The following is an 8,039-nucleotide window of genomic DNA, read 5'->3' on the forward strand; positions in this document are numbered from 1 at the left end:
GCCGCGGACGTCGTCGCGGCCGTGTCCGGCCGGGTCCCGGGCAGCCGGGTGGGGCTGACCGTCCACGACCGCGCCACCGGGCGCACGGTGGCCGAGCACGACCCCGGAGGGCGGTTCTACACCGCCTCGGTGGTCAAGCTGGCCATCGCCGGCCGGGTGCTGCGCACCGCGGGATGGCGCCCACCGCCCCCGGGGCCGGAGCGGGAGCGTCTCGTGCGGATGTTGGCGGCCAGTGACGATCCGGTCGCGTCCGTGCTGTGGTCGCGGTACGGGGGCCCCGCGGTGGTGCACCGGACGGCGGCGGAGGCGGGTCTGCGCGCGACCACCGCGCCGGCCGAGCCCGCGGAGTGGGAGTTGACCGTCACCACCCCGCGTGACCTGCGCATCCTGTACACCTACATCACCGACGAGATTCCCGCCCCCGCCGCCGATCTCGTGCTCGGCGCCCTGTCCGGAGCGCAGGCCACCGCCGCCGACGGCATCGACCAGAGCTTCGGCATCCCGTCGGCCCTGCCCGACACCGAAACGGCGGTGAAACAGGGGTGGATGCGTGTCGACGGGGAGCTCGTCCTGCACACGACCGGGCTCGTCGGGGCGGATCACCGCTACGTCGTGGTACTGCTGTCCCGGCACCCCGCCGGCACCGACCTCACCACGGCCGCCACGGCTCTCACCGAGGGGGTGGCCGCGCTGGCACCCGCCCTGACCGGGACCCGGACGCCGTCGGGGTCACCCGGGAGCGACTGTCCCCCCGGCCCCCGTGCCGAGGAGACCTGTTGAGGACGAGCACACCCGGTCGACGGGCCGGGACGGACGGCTCCGGGCAACGGCATCGGAGCCCGGCTCATCCCGTGGTGTCGAACCTGCCGCCGACGATGTAGGACTCCAGCTGCTCGCGGTCCTGCTCCAGTTCGTCCATCCGGGACTTCACGACGTCGCCGATGCTGACGATCCCGCCGAGGGCGCCGTCCACCAGCACCGGCACGTGCCGGATCCGCCGCCGCGTCATCACGGCACTGAGCTCGTCCACCGAGTCCTCCGGGGTGCAGCCCGCCACGTCCGTGGTCATGATGTCGCCGACCCGGGTGGCCAACAGCCCGGCGCCCCGTTCGCGCAGCCCGCGCACGACGTCCCGTTCGGAGACGATGCCGATCACCTCACCGGCGGGACCGACCACCACGAGGGCCCCGACGTTGTGCTCCGCCAACCGGGCCACCAGGCCCTCGACCCCCGTCTCCGGGCTGACCGTGGCAACCGTGGAACCTTTGCGCCGCAACAGATCGGCGATCCGCATGGGTCTCCTCCCCGTCGGTGAGGCAGCTCACACCAGGCTACCGGGTGTCCACGCTGGGGAAAAGGGCAGCGGGTCGGCTGGCAGACTCGGTGGGATGAGTGAGGCGCACGTGACCGCGGACGACGACCCGTTCCTCTGGCTCGAGGAGGTCGAGGGCGCCGAGGCGCTCGACTGGGTGCGGACCCGCAACTCCGAGACCGTGGACGGGGGCACGCACCGGGAGTCGTTCGACCGGTTGACCGGACGGCTGCGGGAGGTACTCGACGCCGACACCCGCATCCCCGTCGTCCGGCGGCGCGGCGACCACCTCTACAACTTCTGGCGGGACGCGGCCCACCCCCGGGGACTGTGGCGGCGCACCACCCTCGACGAGTACCGCAAGCCGGACCCGGAGTGGGAGGTGCTGATCGACGTCGACGCGCTGGCCGCCGCCGAGTCGGAGAACTGGGTCTGGCAGGGCGCCACGGTACTGCGCCCCGACCACCGGCGGTGCCTGGTCGAGCTGTCCCGCGGCGGCGCCGACGCGGCGGTGGTGCGGGAGTTCGACCTCGACGGCCGGGAGTTCGTCCCCCACGGGTTCCGGCTGCCCGAGGCCAAGAGCGCGGTGTCGTGGATCGACCGCGACCACGTCTACGTGGCCACCGACTTCGGTCCCGGTTCGCTGACCGATTCCGGCTACCCCCGGATCGTCAAGGAGTGGCGTCGGGGCACTCCCCTGGAGGAGGCCACCGTCGTGCTCGAGGGCGAGGCCGGTGACGTGGCCGTCGGCGCCACCCACGACCCGACCGAGGGGTGGGAACGCGGCCTGGTCCGGCGCGACATCGACTTCTACCGCGGCCGGACGTGGGTGCGCACCGACGCCGGGCTGGTGTTCCTCGACGTCCCGGAGGATGCCGTCGTGTCGGTGCGCCGGGAGTGGCTGCTGGTCCGCACCCGGTCCCCGTGGTGCCCCGCGGACGTCCGCCATCCCGCGGGAGCGCTGTTGGCGGCCCGCCTGGAGGACTTCCTCGCCGGGGACCGCACCCTGACCGTGCTGTTCGAGCCGGACGCGCACACCTCGCTCGACCGCTTCGCCTGGACCCGGAACCACCTGCTGCTGGGCACACTGCGGGACGTGAAGACCCGGTTCCGCGTGCTGACCCCCGCCCCGGACGGGTGGCGGGACGCACCGCTACCCGGGGTTCCCGAGGTGGGCACCGTGGACCTCGTGGGCACCGACCCGCACGACAGCGACGAGTACTTCCTCCAGGTCACCGGCTACACGCAGCCACCGGTGCTGCTCCGGGGCACGCTCGGCACCGAGCCCCCGGAGGCGGTCGGGGCCACACAGCCGGAGGCGGCCGGAACCGGCACGACCGAACGACTGCGGGACACCCCCGCGTTCTTCGACGCCACGGGCCTCGACACCACGCAGCACTTCGCCGTCTCGGCGGACGGCACCCGTATTCCGTACTTCGTCGTCGGCCGGGCCGACCGGCGACCCGGACCGACGCTGCTCACCGGCTACGGCGGATTCGAGCTGTCGGTGACCCCGTCCTACAGCGGGGTGGTCGGCCGCGGATGGCTGGAGCTCGGCGGCACCTACGTGGTGGCGAACCTGCGCGGGGGCGGCGAGTACGGACCGGACTGGCACAACCAGGCGGTCACGCGGGACCGCCTGCGGGTCTACGAGGACTTCGCCGCCGTGGCCTCCGATCTCTTCGACCGGGGTGTCACCGCCCCCGACCTCCTCGGTGTCGAGGGCGGCAGCAACGGCGGACTGCTCACCGGGGTCATGCTCACCCGCCACCCCGACCTGGTCGGCGCGGTGGTCAGTCAGGTGCCCCTGCTGGACATGCGGCGGTACCATCTGCTGCCCGCCGGAGCCTCGTGGATGGCCGAGTACGGCGACCCGGACGACCCCGGCGACTGGGCCACGCTGCGGCGGTACTCGCCGTACCACAATCTCGACGCCGATGTGGACTACCCGCCGACGCTGGTCATGACCTCCACCCGGGACGACCGGGTCCATCCCGGGCACGCCCGCAAGATGGTGGCGCGGATGCGCGAACAGGGTCACGACGTGACCTACTACGAGAACATCGAGGGCGGACACGGCGCCGCCGCCGACAACGCCCAGGCCGCGTTCAAGTGGGCGCTGGTGTTCGACTTCCTCTGGCGACGGCTCACCGGGAAGGCCGCCCCGGAACCCGGCTGAGCGGGCTCCGCCGACCGCCTCGTCCGGTCGGGGTCCGGGCGAGACCGGCCCGTTCGGACACCGACCGGTTGTAGGGTGCCACGGACGAACGGGACCGCGATGCGAAGGAGCCGTGCGATGGGCCGGTCCGAACAAGGCGATACCGGGATCACGGACGCCGCGACCGGAACGGTCGTGGTCGACATCTCGGTGTCGGTCGACGGGTATGTCGCCGCCCCGGGCACCGATGCGCGCCACGGTCTCGGTGTCGGGGGCGAGGTCCTGCACGAATGGGTCTGGGCCGAGCAACGAAGCTCGGACGCCGACACCGGGATCCTCGACGAGGCGGTCACCCGCACGGGCGCCGTCGTCCTGGGCAGGCGCACGTTCGAGTTCGTCGACGGGCCCCACGGGTGGAACGACGACATCGGCTACGGAGCCGACCGCCAGGGCACCGAGGCACCGCCGGCCTTCGTGCTCACCGGTTCGCCACCGGAGGCCGTGCGCCTGGCGGACCGCTTCTCGTTCGTCACGGACGGCCCGCACGAGGCTCTCGAGCGGGCCCGCGCCGCGGCGGGCGGCAAGGACGTGGTGGTCATGGGCGGGGGGCGCACGGCGTCGAGCGTGCTGCTCGCCGGACTGGCCGACGAACTCACACTGCACCTCGTCCCGGTCGTCCTCGGCGGCGGCACCCCGCTCTTCCCCGGTCCGGGGACCACCGTGTTCCGCCGCTTGGAGCGGGTCCGATCGGTGTCCACCCCGGCCGCCGAACACCTCACCTACCGGGTACTCCCGACGCCTGCGGACTGACCGGACACCGCGCACCGCGCGGTGTCCGGTCAGCTGCGCGGTGTCCGGTCAGCTGCACCCGGAGGTGGCCCCGCAGCCCTCGCAGGCGTAGCAGGAACCGGCCGGGCGCATCTTCGTCCCGCAGGTCATGCACAGCGGCGCGTCCGCCGCCTTGCCCATCTGGAGTTCCCGCAGCTCGGTCGTGCTGTGCGCCTCGCCCGCGGGCCCGCCCGGCGCGGAGGAACCGCGGTTCCCGCTCGCCCGGCCGGTGTCCGTGTCCTCCGCGTTCTCCGTGGATCCCGCCGACTCGACCGTGCTGCGCAGCGTGTTCAGATCCACGTTCTGCTGTCCCGGATCCGCCCCACCGCCGTAGTCGGCCTCCACCTGGGCGGTGCGCTCGTCCGCGGTGAACACGCCGAGCACGGCACGCTTGTCGTACGGCAGGTAGTCCAGCGCAAGCCTGCGGAACAGGTAGTCCAGCACGCTCGTGGCGATCCGCACGTCCGGGTCGTCGGTCATCCCGGCCGGCTCGAACCGCACGTTCTGGAACTTCTGCACGTAGAACTCCAGCGGGATGCCGTACTGGAGACCCACCGAGATCGACATCGAGAAGGCGTCCATCACGCCCGCCAGTGTCGACCCCTGCTTGCCCAGCTTGACGAAGATCTCGCCGAGACCGTCGTCCGGGTACGAGCCCGCCGTGAGGTAGCCCTCGGCGCCACCGACCGTGAACGACACCGTCTGGCTGGGCCGCTTCTTCGGCAGCCGCCTGCGCACCGGCCGGTACTCGACGACCTTCTCCGGTTCGGCCTCCTCCGCGGCGTCGGTCCCGTTCTTCTCGTTCTTCCCGGTGGACAGCGGCTGACCGACCTTGCAGTTGTCCCGGTAGATCGCCAGCGCCTTCAGACCCAGCTTCCAGCCCTGGAAGTAGATCTCCTCGACGTCGGCGACCGTCGCGGACTCCGGCATGTTCACGGTCTTGGAGATCGCCCCGGAGATGAACGGCTGCACCGCCGCCATCATCCGGACGTGTCCCATCGGGGCGATGGCGCGCTCACCGACCGCGCAGTCGAACACCTCGTAGTGTTCCGGGCGCAGGCCCGGAGCGTCGATCACGTGCCCGTGCTCGGCGATGTGGTCCACGATCGCCTCGACCTGCTCGTTCTGGTAGCCCAGCGACCGCAGCGCACGCGGCACCGCGTTGTTGACGATCTGCATGGACCCGCCACCGACGAGCTTCTTGAACTTCACCAGGGAGAAGTCCGGTTCGACACCGGTGGTGTCGCAGTCCATCATGAACCCGATCGTGCCCGTGGGGGCGAGCACGCTGGCCTGCGCGTTGCGCCAGCCGTTTGCGGCGCCGATCTCGTTGCCGCGTTCCCACTCGCGCGTCGCCCGCTCCCGCACGGCGGCGTCGTTGCCGTGGTAGGTGCGGATCAGCTCGTTGGCCGCCGCGTGCTTGCGCATCACGCGCTTGTGTCCCTCGGCGTTGCGGGCGTATCCCTCGTACGGACCGACCACACCCGCCATCTCGGCCGAACGCCGGTACGACACCGCGGTCATCAGCGAGGTGATCGACGCGGCGAGGGCGCGACCGCCCTCGGAGTCGTAGGCGTGGCCGGTCGCCATCAGCAGCGCACCCAGGTTCGCGTAACCGATCCCGAGCTGCCGGTACTTCCGGGTCGTCTCACCGATGGCGTCGGTCGGGAAGTCGGCGAAGCAGATCGAGATGTCCATCGCCGTGATGACCAGCTCGACCGCCTCGGCGAACCGCTCGGCGTCGAAGGTGCCGTCGTCGCCGAGGAACTTCAACAGGTTGAGCGAGGCCAGGTTGCAGCTGGAGTTGTCCAGGTGCATGTACTCCGAGCACGGGTTCGACGCGGTGATCCGCCCGGAGTCGGGGCACGTGTGCCAGTCGTTGATCGTGTCGTCGTACTGCAGGCCCGGGTCGGCGCACTCCCACGCCGCACGGGCCATCTTCCGGAACAGCGGTTTCGCGGGGGTGCGCTCCACCACCTCACCGGTCATCCGTGCCCGCAGGCCGAACTGCTCCCCGGTCTCCACGGCCTGCATGAACTCGTCCGAGACCCGCACCGAGTTGTTCGCGTTCTGGTACTGCACCGAGGCGCTGTCGCTGCCACCGAGGTCCATGTCGAAACCGGCGTCGCGGAGCACGCGGATCTTGTGCTCCTCCTTCGCCTTGGTCTCGATGAACTCGTCGATGTCGGGGTGATCGACGTCGAGCACCACCATCTTCGCGGCCCGCCGGGTGGCACCGCCGGACTTGATCGTCCCGGCGGAGGCGTCGGCGCCGCGCATGAACGACACCGGTCCGGACGCCGTGCCGCCGGACGAGAGCAGCTCCCGGGAGGACCGGATCCGGGACAGGTTCAGTCCCGCGCCGGAACCGCCCTTGAAGATCAGACCCTCCTCCTTGTACCAGTTGAGGATCGACTCCATGGTGTCATCCACCGACAGGATGAAGCACGCGGAGACCTGCTGTTTCGAGGTGGTCCCGACGTTGAACCACACCGGCGAGTTGAAGCTGAACACCTGGTGCAGCAGCATCCAGGTCAGCTCGTGCTCGAAGATCTCGGCGTCGGCCGGACCCGCGAAGTAACCGTGCTCGGTCCCCGCGGCGACGTAGGTCTTCACGACCCGGTCGATGAGCTGCCGGAGGCTGTACTCCCGTTCCGGGCTGCCGTCGGCACCGCGGAAGTACTTGCTGGTGACGATGTTGGTGGCGTTGACCGACCAGAACTCGGGGAACTCCACCCCGCGCTGCTCGAAGTTGACCGTGCCGTCACGCCAGTTGGTCATGACGACGTCGCGCTTGACCCACCGCACCTCGTCGTAGGGGTGTACACCCTCGGTGGTGTGGACGCGCCGGATACCCAGCCCCTTGCGTGCGCCCGCGCCCTGACGCTTCTTGCCCTTGTGCGAGGCGTCTGCGCCCGCCCCCACGGTTTCTGTCATGACTCCCTCTCCCGCGTTCACAACTGGCGGCGACGTCCCGCGTCGTCCGCGCTCCTGGCGCTGTCGTCCGGTTGGTCCGTCGAATCGGCGATCACCTCGCGCAGTCCCCGGATCTCGGCCTCGAAATCCTCGATCGAGGAGAAGGCACGGTAGACACTCGCGAACCGCAGATACGCCACGGTGTCGAGCTCCCGCAGCGGACCGAGGATCGCCAACCCCACCTCATGGCTCGGCACCTCGGCGATCCCGCTCGCCCGGACGGTCTCCTCCACCCGCTGCGCGAGCTGCTGGAGGGCGTCGTCGTCGACCGGGCGTCCCTGGCACGCGCGACGCACCCCCCGGACCACCTTGTCCCGGCTGAACTGTTCGGTGACCCCGGAACGTTTCACCACCGCGAGGACCATCGTCTCGGACGTGGTGAACCGGCGACCGCACGCCGAGCAGGACCGGCGTCGCCGGATCGCCTGCCCCTCGTCCACCTCGCGGGAGTCGACGACCCGGGAATCGGCGTTCCGGCAGAACGGGCATCGCACCCTTCTCGCACCTCCCTGCGCACGCTTGCGCGCCCGCGTCGGACCTGACCGGAGCGGAACCTCCGCCCGCGAAGCCTACCGCGATGGTACCCCAACTTGTGGACCAACTACAGCAATGTAACTACTAGATGTGGGGGTCGACTCTATGGGGCGGCGGACACCGGCGCAAGCCGACATCCGCGCCGCGGCAGGTGACGACCGACATACCGGCGACACCGACCGTCACGCGGGCGAGGCGCCGCGCGGAGCGCGCAGCGGCTCGCCGGGCACT

Annotated in this window: 6 protein-coding genes; 3 read left to right on the plus strand and 3 right to left on the minus strand. The window is 70.9% G+C overall.

Annotated features, from left to right (window positions below):
* Positions 1 to 780 (plus strand): serine hydrolase (locus tag SACHA_RS19550; protein WP_019806299.1); only part of this gene is annotated, 780 nt, incomplete at its 5' end.
* A 64-nt stretch (positions 781 to 844) separates the two neighbouring features.
* Here the strand turns inward: SACHA_RS19550 and SACHA_RS0100440 are convergent.
* Positions 845 to 1,294, minus strand: a complete 450-nt coding sequence (locus SACHA_RS0100440; protein ID WP_019806301.1) for a CBS domain-containing protein — start codon at positions 1,292 to 1,294, stop codon at positions 845 to 847.
* A gap of 94 nt (positions 1,295 to 1,388) precedes the next feature.
* Here SACHA_RS0100440 and SACHA_RS0100445 point away from each other — a divergent pair, with 94 nt between their 5' ends.
* Positions 1,389 to 3,491, plus strand: a complete 2,103-nt coding sequence (locus SACHA_RS0100445; protein WP_019806303.1) for a prolyl oligopeptidase family serine peptidase — start codon at positions 1,389 to 1,391, stop codon at positions 3,489 to 3,491.
* A gap of 117 nt (positions 3,492 to 3,608) precedes the next feature.
* Complete coding sequence (locus SACHA_RS0100450; protein ID WP_019806305.1) at positions 3,609 to 4,280, plus strand: dihydrofolate reductase family protein; 672 nt, start codon at positions 3,609 to 3,611, stop codon at positions 4,278 to 4,280.
* A gap of 48 nt (positions 4,281 to 4,328) precedes the next feature.
* Here SACHA_RS0100450 and SACHA_RS0100455 read toward each other — a convergent pair whose 3' ends face one another.
* Together SACHA_RS0100455 and nrdR are read right to left on the minus strand one after the other, a co-directional pair.
* Positions 4,329 to 7,235: a vitamin B12-dependent ribonucleotide reductase gene (locus SACHA_RS0100455; protein WP_028662753.1), complete on the minus strand. Its 2,907-nt coding sequence runs from the start codon at positions 7,233 to 7,235 to the stop codon at positions 4,329 to 4,331.
* Between the two features lie 17 nt (positions 7,236 to 7,252).
* Positions 7,253 to 7,768: a transcriptional regulator NrdR gene (nrdR, locus tag SACHA_RS0100460; protein WP_019806308.1), complete on the minus strand. Its 516-nt coding sequence runs from the start codon at positions 7,766 to 7,768 to the stop codon at positions 7,253 to 7,255.
* Positions 7,769 to 8,039: the final 271 nt, after the last annotated feature.

Origin of the sequence: Saccharomonospora halophila 8 (genome assembly GCF_000383775.1) — a bacterium.
Classification (GTDB): Bacteria; Actinomycetota; Actinomycetes; order Mycobacteriales; family Pseudonocardiaceae; genus Saccharomonospora; species Saccharomonospora halophila.